The organism is Kaistella sp., assembly GCF_041824135.1.
GTDB lineage: Bacteria > Bacteroidota > Bacteroidia > Flavobacteriales > Weeksellaceae > Kaistella.
This window is the reverse complement of the sequence record NZ_JBGZYM010000099.1, coordinates 42367-55878: the sequence shown is the minus strand read 5'-3', so window position 1 is coordinate 55878 and position 13512 is coordinate 42367. Positions and strand designations below refer to the sequence as shown.

13 protein-coding genes and 1 other RNA gene are annotated in these 13512 nt (G+C 34.9%); 5 read left to right on the top strand and 9 right to left on the bottom strand.

Features of this window, described 5'->3' with window-relative positions; translation table 11 throughout:
- The first annotated feature begins 25 nt into the window (after positions 1-25).
- Positions 26-123, top strand: an RNA gene (gene ffs / locus ACEYOS_RS12810) — signal recognition particle sRNA small type.
- Between the two features lie 150 nt (positions 124-273).
- Here ffs and ACEYOS_RS12805 read toward each other — a convergent pair.
- The 7 genes from ACEYOS_RS12805 to ACEYOS_RS12775 all read right to left on the bottom strand — a co-directional run bounded on the left by ACEYOS_RS12805 (position 274) and on the right by ACEYOS_RS12775 (position 7297).
- Positions 274-954, bottom strand: coding sequence for a metal-dependent hydrolase (locus ACEYOS_RS12805; RefSeq protein WP_373709032.1), 681 nt, complete (start codon positions 952-954; stop codon positions 274-276).
- Between the two features lie 26 nt (positions 955-980).
- Positions 981-1913 carry a 1,4-dihydroxy-2-naphthoate octaprenyltransferase gene (gene menA, locus ACEYOS_RS12800; RefSeq protein WP_373709033.1) on the bottom strand — a complete coding sequence of 311 codons (933 nt, stop codon included), beginning with the start codon at positions 1911-1913 and terminating at the stop codon, positions 981-983.
- A gap of 4 nt (positions 1914-1917) precedes the next feature.
- Positions 1918-3387, bottom strand: coding sequence for a PH domain-containing protein (locus ACEYOS_RS12795; protein WP_373709034.1), 1470 nt, complete (start codon positions 3385-3387; stop codon positions 1918-1920).
- Positions 3377-3940, bottom strand: coding sequence for a PH domain-containing protein (locus ACEYOS_RS12790; protein WP_373709035.1), 564 nt, complete (start codon positions 3938-3940; stop codon positions 3377-3379). Before ACEYOS_RS12790 ends, ACEYOS_RS12795 begins: the two co-directional genes overlap by 11 nt.
- A gap of 9 nt (positions 3941-3949) precedes the next feature.
- Positions 3950-4786 carry a 1,4-dihydroxy-2-naphthoyl-CoA synthase gene (locus ACEYOS_RS12785; RefSeq protein ID WP_193812564.1) on the bottom strand — a complete coding sequence of 279 codons (837 nt, stop codon included), beginning with the start codon at positions 4784-4786 and terminating at the stop codon, positions 3950-3952.
- 524 nt (positions 4787-5310) lie between these two features.
- Positions 5311-5550, bottom strand: a complete 240-nt coding sequence (locus ACEYOS_RS12780; RefSeq protein WP_373709036.1) for a putative signal transducing protein — start codon at positions 5548-5550, stop codon at positions 5311-5313.
- Positions 5551-5890: 340 nt separating this feature from the next.
- On the bottom strand, positions 5891-7297 hold the full coding sequence (locus ACEYOS_RS12775; RefSeq protein ID WP_373709037.1) for an APC family permease: 1407 nt from the start codon (positions 7295-7297) through the stop codon (positions 5891-5893).
- 252 nt (positions 7298-7549) lie between these two features.
- Between ACEYOS_RS12775 and ACEYOS_RS12770 the strand changes: the two genes are divergently transcribed.
- On the top strand, positions 7550-8056 hold the full coding sequence (locus ACEYOS_RS12770; protein ID WP_373709038.1) for a DUF4920 domain-containing protein: 507 nt from the start codon (positions 7550-7552) through the stop codon (positions 8054-8056).
- Positions 8057-8107: 51 nt separating this feature from the next.
- Here ACEYOS_RS12770 and ACEYOS_RS12765 read toward each other — a convergent pair whose 3' ends face one another.
- Positions 8108-9214, bottom strand: coding sequence for a M14 family zinc carboxypeptidase (locus tag ACEYOS_RS12765; protein WP_373709039.1), 1107 nt, complete (start codon positions 9212-9214; stop codon positions 8108-8110).
- 348 nt (positions 9215-9562) lie between these two features.
- Here ACEYOS_RS12765 and ACEYOS_RS12760 point away from each other — a divergent pair, with 348 nt between their 5' ends.
- The 3 genes from ACEYOS_RS12760 to ACEYOS_RS12750 all read left to right on the top strand — a co-directional run bounded on the left by ACEYOS_RS12760 (position 9563) and on the right by ACEYOS_RS12750 (position 12982).
- On the top strand, positions 9563-10654 hold the full coding sequence (locus ACEYOS_RS12760) for a TerC family protein (RefSeq protein ID WP_373709040.1): 1092 nt from the start codon (positions 9563-9565) through the stop codon (positions 10652-10654).
- A gap of 374 nt (positions 10655-11028) precedes the next feature.
- On the top strand, positions 11029-11553 hold the full coding sequence (locus ACEYOS_RS12755) for a helix-turn-helix domain-containing protein (RefSeq protein WP_373709041.1): 525 nt from the start codon (positions 11029-11031) through the stop codon (positions 11551-11553).
- A gap of 82 nt (positions 11554-11635) precedes the next feature.
- Positions 11636-12982: an AAA family ATPase gene (locus tag ACEYOS_RS12750; protein ID WP_373709042.1), complete on the top strand. Its 1347-nt coding sequence runs from the start codon at positions 11636-11638 to the stop codon at positions 12980-12982.
- Between the two features lie 56 nt (positions 12983-13038).
- On the opposite strand, the gene ACEYOS_RS12745 is transcribed toward ACEYOS_RS12750, so the two are convergent.
- Positions 13039-13512, bottom strand: a complete 474-nt coding sequence (locus ACEYOS_RS12745; protein ID WP_373709043.1) for a hypothetical protein — start codon at positions 13510-13512, stop codon at positions 13039-13041.

Here is a 13512-nt window from a genome sequence, read left to right as displayed (position 1 = left end):
TTCAATTAAAGGCGTATATTTGCAACGGCAAGTCCTAAACAACCAGCTCCTGAGACTCCTCCAGGGTGGGAACGCAGCAAAGGTAATCGGTTGTAGCGGTGTGATTTAGGTAGCTTGCCATTTTTTGTGCCTTATATTCTGGTAATTTTATTTCACTTAAAGTTCTGATATTCATTCTGTTCTCTTTAATTTCAAGTAGATTATTCTGCATTTCTAAAACTTTACATTCATTCGTGAAGTGTGAAAACCTTTCTCTTTTAATTAGTTATCCTTTTAAATTTCAAAATCTTCACCCAATTGTGGTAAAGAAAATTCGATATTTCTATCTGAAAAGAGTTGATGAGCATCCTCGTGATTAATCTTAATGGGAGGAAAAGTATCGAAATGACATCCAATCACTCTCTTCGTTTTTAATAATTCTGCTGCAGCAAAACTTGCTTTACGCGCACACATTGTATAATGGGAACCAACAGGAAGTATTGCCAGATCAATGTTTCCAAATAGTTTAGGGAACATTTCCATATCTGCCATTACACCAGTGTCGCCTGCCATATAAATATTTTTACCGGAAAACCTGAAAATATAGCCGCAAGGTTCACCGCCATAAGTTCCGTCAGGGAAAGAGCTGGTGTGACTTGCCGGCACCATTGAGATTTTTAAATCCTCAATCTTCGCAGACCCACCTAAATTAATATCAATAGAATTCGGATGACCAAAATAGCCACAGATCTCAGGCTGCCCAATTACAGAAGCTTCCGGATGATGTTGCAAAACTTCTTTCACATCAGCAATATGATCGCCGTGTGCGTGGGTAATGAGTACATAATCGATTTTCTGAGCAGTGATATCAAACTGCGATTGCTCTATTTGATAATTATAAAATGGGTCCGATAATATATTTTTTCCTTTGTAGGTGAACAGAAAACAGTTCTGTCCTAGAAATTTTACTTTCATTTTAGATGTTTTAAATTGATTAAAATTTAATTGAAATAATTAAGACCTGCAGCCACCAAAATTGCCATGGTCAAAGTCATGATCCCGACCTGTTTTAGAAAAGGATCGAGCTCTCTTGGTTCTTTCACCTGCATGATCTTACGACGAAGTGCCGTCATAGGCAGCATCAGAATAAAAAAGATAAAGGCGTAATATTTACCTTGCGTATGCAAACCGTTCATCATCATAAATACCAACATCAGCAATAAAGGCAATTGCAGTAAAATGATTTCATAAACCATTGCTTTTTTAAACCCTAATCTTAAGGCCAGCGTTTTCTTACCACTTGCCGCATCACTTTCGATGTCGCGCATATTGTTGAGATTTAAAACTGCAGCACTCAATAAACCTACTGCTGTTGCCGGCAAAAGCATATCCCAATCGAAATGTTTGGTAAAAAGAAAATAACTTCCACAAACCGAAACCAAGCCGAAAAAGATAAATACCATGATATCACCCAACCCTAAATAACCATAAGGTTTTTTACCGATCGTATAGCCAATCGCGGCTAATATGCAGGCAATTCCCAACCCGACAAACGTGTAAAATTCGTTCATTAGGTTTTCTTTAAAGAAAGCAAAATATAAAAGTGCAATTGTAGCGATTAATGATAAAATAGAAAATAAAATTACTGCATTTCGCATTTGCGTTGCGGTGATTCTTCCGGAAGCTACGGCTCTTTTCTCTGCTTCATTCACTCTTAGGTGATCTGTTCCTTTGATTCCGTCACCGTAATCGTTGGCGAAATTTGATAGAATTTGATACAATAATGTAACGACCAAAGCCATTGCAAAAATCTTCCAATCCCATGTCCCACCGTTTTCCAAAATTCTCCATCGTGCGATGAAAGAACCTAAAATTATTCCACTCATCGAAAGCGGTAATGTTCGCAGACGTGCTGCGCTAATCCAATCCTTCATTGTTTTACATCCAATTTTTTGCTGAAGATTCTACTTTATACAGGCAGTAATTTGCCACATTTCTCAACTCTGAAATTTTTGCAGTTTTCATTTTAACACTTCCACCCGCTGTACTTAAAAATATATTTCCGAGATCAGATCTCTTTTGCCAGAAATATTGAGATATCGTAACCGTTTGAATTTTTTCAATTTGAAGCGTTTTCTGTTCAACATCCCAAATCCCACTTTGTTTTTCTATAAAATGTTCATTGTAAGACAAACGACTGTTGTTAAAAGAAAAATATATAATCACAGCCGCAAAAATACTATAAAAAATAGAATAAAGTAGAACTGGAACATTTTCTGAAAATAAGAAAAAACCAATTGAAACCGGAAGAATAATTAATGCAACAGTCCGGGAAATAATATATCTAAAATGTGGTTTTATACGATTGTTAAAAACTGGCAGTTTGTTGTATAAAAATTCCAGAATATTATTTTTCTCCTTTTCATCAATACCCAAAATGTTATTCGAGTTATTTTTAGAGTTTTCTTCTCCAACTTGATTAAATTTTAAGTGCAGAACATTCCACTTTTTTTGAAGATAGTTTTGAGTTATGGTGATAATTTGAACTTTATCTTTATTGATCAATTGATTTTTGGTATTAAACAAACCGTATTCAACAGATAAATAATAATCAAATTTCGAAATAATTAAATGGTAATACACGACAAAAGTGCGAATAACATTAATTAATATTCCAAAAACTGCCACTAATAAAAAGGCCGCTATAAAAGTGAAAACAGAAAGACTACCAATATTGGTGTACGCAATTTCATTTTTCAAATAGGTTTCTAAATCTAAATTAAAATTTTTAGAGACTTGCTGCGTAAAATAGATCACTAAACTGATGAGGGCGAAAAAACTTTTAACGTAATTAGCAGTTACCGCATATTTTAATAAGGATGAAATTGAAATCTTTATTTGTGGAACCTTTTGTATATCTGACGTCAAGTTTTCTTCAGCAGCAACCTTTCTATCAAGCAAGTAGCTTCTTAAATATTGAGCATTTTCATTCGAAATCGCCTCAATCATAATTTCCTTTTTATCGGTGCCTGGAGAATCAATTTCTAACTGATAAATATTCAAAATGCGATGGAGAAAAGGCTGATTGATATTGACTTCCTGAATCTTACTTTTTTCTAAAAGAATAGTTTTTTTATTAAAAACTCCTTTTTTAATAATGAATTCATCGTCTTGAAAATTAAGTTCGTAAGTGAAGTATTGGTATTTAATATAGGCACTAATGACTACGAATACTAGAGAAACAATCGCCAACAACAAAAGAACTTCTACCGCATATTCCTTTTTTTTAAATAGAATATACAAAACAACAAACCAAAAATTCTTCAGTACTTTTCCGTAAGAAATAAGTGCTAGAATGATAATCCCTTTTTTGGATTGCCTTTGTGGACCAGCGAAATCAGGATTCATCTGCTCCTATTTCCGGTACGTTTAAACTCTCAGTTTGGTCATTTTCCGACTTAATTTTATTCAAAAGGTGTTGATTGATTTCTTCTGAAAGTTCTTTGTCTAATCCGTGAATTTTAATATCACCGTTGTCTTGTCCGGCCGTAAATATGGAAATAGATTTTATTTCTAAAACTCTGCTTAGCCATCCTTCTTCCAGATTTACGTGTTGAATTCTATTATACGGGATGATGATCGTAGTGCTTTTTATTAAACCCTGCTGATAAATAATATCGTGCGTTCGTATCGCAAATTTCCTTTTAAAAAACCCAAAATAACTAACCACGTAGTTGATGATCAAAAATAAAACTGCTCCTACAAGTACGTAATTAAAGTAAATTCCAAAAAAATGAGGTTGTACAATATTAAAAATTAGAAAAGCAGCAAGAAAAATAACTGAAAAAACAAACCAGTTAAAAGCTACGATCCAACCATATTTCCGGGAAATAGGTTGCAATTCCACGGCTTCAAACTTGGGTAAATCTGCGAAATTAATTTCTGCGTTTTGAAATTCCACTAATTCAATTTAAGATATCCAGTTATTATCTCCGAAGTCGGGTTTTCTTTTTTCAAGGAAAGCATTTCTACCTTCTTTCGCTTCTTCGGTCATATAGGCTAACCGAGTTGCTTCACCGGCGAAAACTTGCTGGCCAACCATTCCGTCATCGGTTAAGTTCATAGCAAATTTCAACATCCGAATAGACATTGGTGATTTTCCTAAAATCTCTTCCGCCCATTCGTAAGCAGTATCTTCTAGTTCAGCATGTGGAATTACGGCATTCACCATTCCCATATCTGCAGCTTCTTGCGCAGAATAGTTACGTCCTAAAAAGAAAATCTCTCTCGCTTTCTTTTGTCCAACCATTTTTGCCAAATAAGCCGAACCGTAACCACCATCAAAACTGGTTACATCGGCATCGGTTTGTTTGAAAATCGCGTGCTCCTTACTCGCTAAAGTCAGATCACAAACAACATGCAAAGAATGTCCACCACCTACAGCCCAACCATTAACCACTGCAATCACCACTTTCGGCATGAAACGGATCAAGCGCTGAACTTCTAAAATGTTTAAACGGTGTCTTCCATCTTCACCTACATAACCTTGTTCACCACGCGCTCGCTGATCACCACCGCTACAAAAAGCATGACCGCCATCTTTCGGACTTGGACCTTCGCCAGTCAATAAAACAACGCCTACCGAAGAATCTTCGGAAACGTGATAAAATGCATCGTATAATTCTGAGGTTGTTTTTGGTCGAAAAGCGTTGCGCACTTCCGGTCTGTTAAAGGCGATTCTTGCTACTCCCCCTTTTTTTTGGTACGTGATATCTTCGTATTCTTTGACGGTTTTCCAGTCTGTCATTTTGCGTAAAATTTTGCGTAAAGATAGGGAAAATAAAAAGCCAAGTCAAAATGAAAAGGCTTTTATATTCGCAGAACCTGGTTGTTTTTAGGAGCGTGAAGAATGGATTTTTTTCCGAGAACTCCACCCGCTTTCCACTCACTCTTTTCCTCGTCATGCCTCCTCAAAAAAGGATGCCGTTGCAATCGAGGCTAAAAGGAAAAGCTTTTCTATTTTTTAAAATTTTATCAGGTATTTCAGATTGCTTCGCAGATCATTCTAAAAATCACTTTCAGTAATCTCATTATTTTCTTGCAAGACTTTCTCCGCAGGTTCGAAATCCATTTCGCTCACCAACAAGTAGTAGTTCTGCGTAATTGGTATCACGGCGATATTGTTTACAAACTCGTTTTTAATATAACTTGAAATCTCGCGATAAGCGAGCTTGCTTTTGGCTACCTCAATTTCAAATTAATAGGAAGATTGAAAAATAGGAATTAACGCTGACATCTTTTATTTTTTAGAAGATTTACTAATTCTTAAATCTATTGAATTTTAAAATCGTCTTCGGAAATTTCATCATTTTCTTGCAACACCCTTTCTGCATTCTCAAAGTCACGTTCGCTCACCAGCAAATAATAATTTTGGGAGATCGGAAATACGGCAATATTATTAACATATTCATTTTTAATATAGCTTGGGATCTTCCGGGAAGCAAGTTTTGTTTTGGCAACTTCAATTTCGTATAAATAGGAAGATTGAAAAATGGGAACTAATTCTGACATGATTTCTTTTTGGAAAGTTAGTTATTTTTTTGAAACTTAGAATTGAGACAGTGAACTTTAAAGGATCTCTTTTAAAAATCAGAGTTGTTCAATTATTTACTGTGAATTAACCTTCAATGAAAAATACTAGAAACTTAATGTTTATTAACGATGAATTGTCTCTTTGTAAGGAGCACAAAAAGAAGTTCTAGCCCCGATTGCAGCAATTGTTTGAGCTCTTTTTTCTTTTAAGCAGCGGACAGGAAATGGAAAAGAAAAAAAGCGAGTGCGGAAAGCGGGACTGACCGTCGAACTCTGCACTCACTTTAATGCTTCTAAAAAGTAATTTTAAAAATAGTATTTACTGCGTTTTCCTTCTGTTGATAAACCAATACACTGGAACTCCAAGTAAAATAAGGATGAAGCCTGGCCAGGTATATTGTGGTTTGAAGATGATTAGAAGGGTACAAAATGCTGCTCCGATGAGTAAATAAATAATTGGCGTAATTGGATAAAGCCAAGTCTTGTAAGGTCTTTCAAGGTTTGGTTGTTTGATTCTCATCCAGATAACACCGAAAACGGTGACCATGTAAAACAGGACGATGATGAAAGAAATCATATCGAGCAAGTCGCCATACTGGCCCGAAAGAGCGAGTACGCAAGCCCAGGCGCCCTGCATCCAAAGGGATTTTCCTGGAACGTTGTTGATATTATTCTCTGCGGCAGATTTAAAAAACAAACCGTCTTTTGCCATTGTTTGAAAAACTCTTGAGCCGGCTAAAACCAATCCATTGATACATCCAAAAGTAGAAATCATTACTAAAATTGCCATAATGATTGTACCTGTACTTCCGAAAATAACCTCCGAAGCAGCAACTGCCGGACGGTTATTTTCAGCAAATGCAATCCCATCTCGACCGAGTGCGTGTAGATAAATGAAGTTTACAAAAAGATATAAGATCATGACGACTATTGTTCCCAAAACCATCGCTTTCACCACATTTTTCTTTGGATTTTCAATTTCACCCGACATGAAGGTTACGTTTTCCCACGCAACTGAACTGAAGACCGAGCCAACCATCGCCGCCGCGATTCCACCTAAAAGTGTGATTCCGCCAATTGATTTCCAGCCAGAGGGTGCTAAACTATTTCCATCTTCGGTACCAAAATCCTGGAAGGCATTCCAACCGAAGCTCATATTTTCGGCCCATTGAGAATTCTTAACTAAAATAACTCCGAAAATAATGATGGCTAGAAGAGCGATAATTTTTGAAGAAGTGAAAACGTCCTGTAAAATTTTTCCATTTTTTAAGCCGCGAGAATTGATATACGTCAGAAGTACTATGATTCCGATGGCGAGAATTTGAATCCACGTAATTTTGAACCCACCACTTTGAAAAATGGGATCTGCATTGAGCGCCGGTATTAAATAGGCCGTGAACTTTCCGAAAGCCATTGCTACCGCTGCAATCGTCCCAGTTTGAATGACCGTAAATAAACCCCAACCATATAGGAAACCTGGCATTTTTCCGAAAATTTCGGTGATGTAGGTATATTGTCCGCCCGCTTTTGGAAACATGGAGGAAAGTTCACCATAAGAAATTGCGGCGGCCACGGTCATGATTCCGGTAATGATCCAAACGGCAATCAGCCAGTAACCAGAACCTAAATTCCGCATCATGTCAGAACTGACGATAAAAATTCCACTACCAATCATAGAGCCCATTACAAGCATGGTGGCATCCCAAAGTTTGAGTTTTTTATTCATAAATGAATTTATATTAACGAGAGAAAAGTTTCTTTTCTATTTAAAAATTATGTTAGTTCCGATGTATTATTACAATTTTCATTGAATAAAGCACCTCGCTATTTTGAATTCAATTTAGAAAGGGTTAAATATATAAATTTTATGTAAAGAATTTAATATTTTGATTGCAAGTATATCGTTAAATATACAAATAGCTGATTGTTAAATAATTCTGATTGAAAAAAAAATGATACTTTTGTAAAAATTAAATTAATGAAAAAATTAGTTCTTATATTTTCAGTGCTGCTTTCTACGGTTGCTTTTTCGCAAGCTGCCGAAGCAAAAAAAATGGGTCCACCTGAAGGAAAGGCGATGGTTGGAGAAATTTATGGAGCAGGAGTTTCTGCAAAAGCAGAGAAATCTGCAATGACTACCAAAAAATTAGATCAAAAATTGAAGAAATCTGCAAAGGTTGAAAACGTTGCGGTGAAAGGAAAAGTGGTGAACGTTTGCGATAAAAAAGGCTGCTGGTTCACCGTAGAAACTGAAAACAATGAGAAATTTTTCGTGAAAATGAAAGATTATGCCTTTTTTGTGCCGACGGCGCTCGAAGGGAAAACTGTTATTTTAGAAGGTAATGCAGAGACGAAAGTGACTTCTGTCGATGAGCAAAAACATTATGCGGAAGATGCTAAAAAACCACAATCAGAAATTGATGCGATCACGAAACCTGAAGAAGAAATAAGATTTATGGCCAGCGGAATTAAAGTCGTTAATTAATTTTAATTATTCTATCAATACAAAAGCGAAGTCTATCGACCTCGCTTTTTTTTATTCAATTTTGAAATCGACTTCTTCGTCTAACTTCGGAAATTTTCTATCTGAAACAAATGATTTTCCAGTACAGTCAATTTCTTTCCAGCCTTTCTTTTTACCGATATCACCAACTTCGACAACAATTGGGACAAAAGATATCTCATCATCCTCAGGTTTTATTTCTTCCTTGTATTGCACGGCAACGTCCAGAATACATTCAAAATCGGTATTCAACTTTACATTTCTGTAAATCAAATCATAGTGCGATTCTTTATTTTCAGGTATTTGCTGATAACTTTCCCAACCATCAGTTTTACCGGCTAACTCGGAAATAGCAACCAAACCTTCGTACAAAGCTAAAGTATAATATTTCCGGGTTCCAGTTCTTTTATAATCGTTTTGAAAATGGCCACCTTCAAAAAGAATGGTTGGAATTCCAAATTTCGTAAAGTTATCACCTGTTGAACTTGGATAAAACTCATCAGAATATCTGGCAATCTGATTTGGAATTTCTGCCTCCAGCTTTTCGTAAATTCGGGCAATAACTGCCATTGCCTTTTTGCGGGTTTCCGTAATGGTTCTTTCAAAATCTTCAGCAGGAGCTAAAAAAGATAAAGTCGCCGGATGAATTCCGTCTGTACTGAAAATCGTTCTCTGTTCGTGGAGATTCAAAGCATAATCATACGAACCTTTATGAGCCAATTCTTTCAGGAAAGGGAACTCCTTACTTGATTGTTTTAAAAAGTCTCTGTTAAGATCGATATCATGTCCATTTCTTCTTGTCCATTTCTCTGAACCGTCAGGATTTAGCATAAAGATAAAATCCAAAGTGATTTTTGAGAACAAATCCTTCTGAAGGTCTGGCTGATATTTAAAAATTTCCAATAAATCTAACATCGCATGCGTAGCATTAGATTCATTACCATGCATTTGAGACCACGCCAACACTTTGATAGCACCAGCACCCAAACTCATTTTATAAATAGGTCGCTCTAAAAAAGACGACCCAAGCTGAGAAATAACAGCGCTGTAATTCGCCTGTAGGAAATTAAATAATTTATCTGGGGAAATATAGCGGTTTGGAAAATTAGGGTTTTGTAGGTAGTTCAGGTTTGTCAGCATTAATTTCAATTTTACAATTTCCAAATTTAGAATTTTCTTTTCTAAAAACGTAATTAACTTTTGTAAATTCATCAAACGGTTCAAAATGTCAGAATGTCTGTTGGTAAAATTGTGGATTGCATTAATTTTAATCAAATTTTATAATTAATTGTAAATCAGTTATTTATTTGATTCATCTCATGCATTAGTTCTTATTTACTTTAAGTAAAATTTCGGTCTAAAAACCCTATTTGACGATAAAAAACATAAACAAGAAGTCCTGTGGATAAGTCCCTATTATCTACTTGTTTACATTTGTAACCATTTTAATAATTCTTTAAATTGATTATATTTGTACTTTAAAATTTTATGACAAACGAAAGTATTTTCTTATTAGGTTTCATCGTATTCATCCTAATTATCCTCGCGTTGGATTTAGGACTATTGAATAAAAAATCAGATACCGTTTCGATGAAACAAGCTGGCTTGATGAGTTTTTTCGTGGTTGCACTTTCGATGTGTTTCTATTTTGTTCTAACCAACTACGGTCACCTACTCCATGGCATCGACAGTATCGAGAAATTACAACAGGTGATTTCCAAACATCACCATCCCGTTAAAATCATACCTGGCGACTTAGGAAGTAGTCTTTATTTATATAATCAAAATTTAGGGCTGGAATATTTAACAGGCTATGTCGTTGAATATGCCTTATCTATTGACAATATATTTGTAATGGTTTTGGTGTTTACCGCTTTCGGTGTGGCTCCAAGAAATTACCACCGTGTTTTGTTTTGGGGGATTCTTGGGGCGATTGTGATGCGCTTTATGTTCATCTTTCTAGGTGCAGCTTTAATCCAGAAATTTGAATGGATTATGTATGTCTTTGGTGCTTTCCTTGTATTTACGGGAGTTAAGATGTTCTTCGAAAAAGACCACGATGAGAAAATTGATACTCAAAAGCATCCTGTCGTAAAGTTTGCCAATAAGTATTTTAAAGTTCACAATCACTTTGTAGGAAACAAGTTCTTTGTGACCATTAATGGGGTAAAAAAAATGACGCCTTTATTTTTGGTGTTGATCATCATAGAATTTACCGATTTGATCTTCGCTGTGGACAGTATTCCCGCCATATTCTCTGTTACTAAGGATCCGTATATCGTCTTCTTCTCTAATATATTTGCAATTATTGGCCTACGTTCCATGTTCTTTTTATTGGCAGGCGTAATCGATAAATTTAGATTCTTAAAGGTTGGATTGGCGCTCTTATTAACCTTTATCGGGTTCAAGATGTTGTTGCATGAATATCTGGATCAATTAGGTTTCTCTACCACAGATTCATTGTTCATCATTGTTGGAATACTTGGTGGAAGCGTCTTCCTCTCATTGGTTTTACCGGAACATAAAAAGGACCGAAAATTAAAATATGATCCTAAAAATGATGATCATTTAAGAAAGTAATTGTCATTACTAAGGACCGATAAAAAACATTTAAGACCCTTAAAAATTAAATCGTATCTCCGTTTAATCTACTATCATTCTGAAAATTTCCGTATGAAGATCTGGGTTAATCAGATTTTTCCGGGTTAACTGTATAGTCGATAATTCTTCTGATAATTTATTCAAACCACTTTCTAGCATTAAATGTATCTGAATAAAAAGTGACTATATAACTGGACGCAATCAACATTTTCCGGGTTAATTTAATAATGTAAACATTCAGTATTATTGTAAATCAACGCCTTATAGATTTTATTTACATTTGTAAAGTTTTAAGATTTCACACTGTTTACTTTTGTAATTTATAATTGTAAAATTATATTTACATTTGTAATATGGATTTAAAGGAAAGAATTTCAAAAGTTATTACCTATTCTGAATTATCACTCTCAGAATTCGCAGATGAAATCGAAGTTCAACGTTCGAGTATTTCTCATATCACTTCCGGAAGAAATAAACCTTCTTTAGATTTTTTAATGAAGATCAAAAATCGCTTTCCTGAATTAGAATGGGAATGGTTGATTGAAGGTGAAGGCGAAATGTTGAAAAAGCCCGTAATTCCTACGGAAACAAAGGCAACTCCAGAAAAATCAAAACCTACTTCCCTGCCCGATTTGTTCTCTTTAATTAATGATGAAGCCTTTGGAATCACAGAATCTGAAGATCGAGTCGCACCAGAGAATCCTCAGGAATCAAATATTTCTGAACTACTAGATGAAAAGCAAAAAATATCCGATTCTCAGCGATTAGAGATTCCTAAACCTGTCATTCCGATTGAAACTATTGATAAACAAGATGTTAAGATCAAAAGAATCATATTCTTCTATGAAAATGGAAAGTTTGAAACTTTTGAACCTTGATCATAGTCTTCTACTCTTATTTTCTAAAATACATTTTCAGATAAATTTGTACATTTGAGTTTAGTCTAAAAATTATGTGTTTATGAAATTAGCTGACCTCGCAAAAGAACTGAAAATCCCAACTGAAAGTTTTATCAAATTTATTCAGGACTTTGATTTGGAACTTTCAGAATGTATTACAACCAACTTTGAGGTCAAAAATGATTTTGTAAAGTTTGCCCGTGAGAATATCGTTTTCTTAAGAAAGTATTCAGAAGATTTAAATCAAACCAAGTCGATTGAAGAAATCGCAGAAAATATCGATCAGCCAAAAGATCAAGTGGCAAAAATCATTCAGAAAGATAAACCCAAATTATTCGATAATGGAAAGTACAAATCATCTGTTTCCAGCTTCGGAATCGACAATCAACTGGGCGGAAATTACAAATTCATTTATAATTATTTTGGTAAAAGCACTCGGTTAGCAGAACGGGATTTTATTGGTTACCGTGATTTGTTTTTCTTTATTTCACAAACTTTAGAGCCTTATTTAAGTAATATTTCACTTCAGGATTGGGGTATTCATAAATCTGCTGGCATTATTCTTTACGGTCCGCCGGGATGTGGTAAAATATTCTGGTCGAACAAAATCGCCGAAATTATCGATTATGAATTCAAAGAAATAAAGAAACATTTTTTGGGTCCATCGTTTGTGGATGATCAGAGAATAACCTTTAATGATTTCCTTATTCAGATGATGAAATCTGAAAAAACGCTTTTGTTCCTTGAAGATTTCGATCAATTAATGAGTGAACGCAGCGAAGATAAGTCTGTTAAAAGCTGCGATGAGGAGACCAAAGAAATCATCTTACATTATATCAGCCATTTCGAAAAAGAGCAAATTGTGATGGTCGGTGCGGCAAATTCTTTAGAAACAATTGATAAAGAAATTTTGGCTCCAGGCAGATTTGATATTTTAATTCCCATATTTCCACCTAATATTAAGGAGCGTTCAGAAATGCTTTTATTTCATATGAAAGAAGGTCTTTCCGAGGACGCATTATTACTGAAAATCTTAGAGAACAATAAAGCACATCAGCTACCTTTTTGGTTAGAAACCTCCAAAAAAATGCAGGCATTTTCAAATACGATGTTAATTGATTTTACCCAAAGTTTAAAGAGGAGAATTAGAAATCTTTACCAAAAGGACAATTCAACAACTATTAATATTACCAAGAAAATGCTGGACGCTTCTTTAAGAGACGCTTCTTCAAAACTAACAGGAACTTATCTGAACCAGATACAGCAATTTATTTTTGATGTTTCTTTAAATAATTACGAAGATTTTCCGGTACGAATAGAAGCTTTAAAAAAGGAACTGGAACATTATAAAATTATTGATGAACCGAAAAAACCAATCGGTTTTAGTCATAATGAACAAACAGATTAAAAAAAATAACCTATTGATCAACAATAGGTTATTCATTATGTTTTTAAAATAAACTTCTAATCCTCAAGAGGTTTTGAAACGCCGATTTCATAAACATTGGCTTGTTTTAAATATTTAGAACGTTCTCTGGAAGTTACCGATTCGAACTCGTTATTTTTTAAAACGATGATAGGATCTTCAGAAATTTCAATTTCAGCGTTGGCAAAATATTTTTCCTCTGGACTTTCTTCATCCAAATCTGATTTTCTTTCCTGCAATTGATCTGCGTATTCTCTAAAAGCCGGATCTGCGGAGTGAATAAATCGATATTCTGGACCAGCTTCAACAAAAAAATGCATTTTTCTGGAGACTAAAGAAGCCTCATTGGTAATCATTGGGTTATCATTTCCATCTTTGAAACCAACCTCTACCAAATCACCCAAATTTTGTGCTGCATAATTTTCAGCTTCTTCGTAGTTTGGAAATCCTACAACGATCTGTTTTTCATCCATTTCATATTTTACCAGATTTTCCGAATTAAACGTTTTCAT

Coding starts and splice junctions, on each gene's coding strand:
- ACEYOS_RS12805 (WP_373709032.1), bottom strand. CDS start 954: ATGAAAGTAAAATTTCTAGGACAGAACTGTTTTCTGTTCACCTACAAA.
- menA (WP_373709033.1), bottom strand. CDS start 1,913: ATGAAGGATTGGATTAGCGCAGCACGTCTGCGAACATTACCGCTTTCG.
- ACEYOS_RS12795 (WP_373709034.1), bottom strand. CDS start 3,387: ATGAATCCTGATTTCGCTGGTCCACAAAGGCAATCCAAAAAAGGGATT.
- ACEYOS_RS12785 (WP_193812564.1), bottom strand. CDS start 4,786: ATGACAGACTGGAAAACCGTCAAAGAATACGAAGATATCACGTACCAA.
- ACEYOS_RS12780 (WP_373709036.1), bottom strand. CDS start 5,550: ATGTCAGAATTAGTTCCCATTTTTCAATCTTCCTATTTATACGAAATT.
- ACEYOS_RS12775 (WP_373709037.1), bottom strand. CDS start 7,297: ATGAATAAAAAACTCAAACTTTGGGATGCCACCATGCTTGTAATGGGC.
- ACEYOS_RS12770 (WP_373709038.1), top strand. CDS start 7,550: ATGAAAAAATTAGTTCTTATATTTTCAGTGCTGCTTTCTACGGTTGCT.
- ACEYOS_RS12765 (WP_373709039.1), bottom strand. CDS start 9,214: ATGCTGACAAACCTGAACTACCTACAAAACCCTAATTTTCCAAACCGC.
- ACEYOS_RS12760 (WP_373709040.1), top strand. CDS start 9,563: ATGACAAACGAAAGTATTTTCTTATTAGGTTTCATCGTATTCATCCTA.
- ACEYOS_RS12755 (WP_373709041.1), top strand. CDS start 11,029: ATGGATTTAAAGGAAAGAATTTCAAAAGTTATTACCTATTCTGAATTA.
- ACEYOS_RS12750 (WP_373709042.1), top strand. CDS start 11,636: ATGAAATTAGCTGACCTCGCAAAAGAACTGAAAATCCCAACTGAAAGT.
- ACEYOS_RS12745 (WP_373709043.1), bottom strand. CDS start 13,512: ATGAAAACGTTTAATTCGGAAAATCTGGTAAAATATGAAATGGATGAA.